The organism is Sphingobium sp. C100, assembly GCF_000508185.1.
In the GTDB taxonomy this organism is placed as follows: domain Bacteria; phylum Pseudomonadota; class Alphaproteobacteria; order Sphingomonadales; family Sphingomonadaceae; genus Sphingobium.
Window position 1 is genome coordinate 1 of sequence record NZ_AYOY01000126.1, and the last position, 589, is coordinate 589.

Here is a 589-nt window from a genome sequence, read left to right on the forward strand (position 1 = left end):
AAAACACAAAAAAGACCAGTTCCGATTGGAACTGATCCTTTGAAAAGCTTGGCGGCGTCCTACTCTCACAGGGGGAAACCCCCAACTACCATCGGCGCTGAAGAGCTTAACTTCCGTGTTCGGTATGGGAACGGGTGTGACCTCTTCGCTATCGCCACCAAACCTGATGGAGAGAATGTTCTCTCAAAACTAGATAACAATGTTCATGCTTCACATTAGAATATAGGTTAAGTCCTCGATCTATTAGTATCTGTCAGCTCCACGTGTCACCACGCTTCCACCTCAGACCTATCAACCTGATCATCTTTCAGGGATCTTACTTCCTTGCGGAATGGGAAATCTCATCTTGAGGGGGGCTTCATGCTTAGATGCTTTCAGCACTTATCCCGTCCGCACATAGCTACCCAGCGATGCCCTTGGCAGAACAACTGGTACACCAGCGGTGCGTCCATCCCGGTCCTCTCGTACTAAGGACAGCTCCTCTCAAATTTCCTGCGCCCGCGACGGATAGGGACCGAACTGTCTCACGACGTTCTGAACCCAGCTCGCGTACCGCTTTAATGGGCGAACAGCCCAACCCTTGGGACCG

General features: G+C 51.3%; 2 rRNA genes. Both read right to left on the reverse strand.

The features are described from left to right. Positions 1 to 46: 46 nt before the first annotated feature. A 5S ribosomal RNA gene (rrf, locus tag C100_RS33405) occupies positions 47 to 162 on the reverse strand. A gap of 61 nt (positions 163 to 223) precedes the next feature. After that, a 23S ribosomal RNA gene (locus tag C100_RS33410) occupies positions 224 to 589 on the reverse strand; the annotation flags it as partial.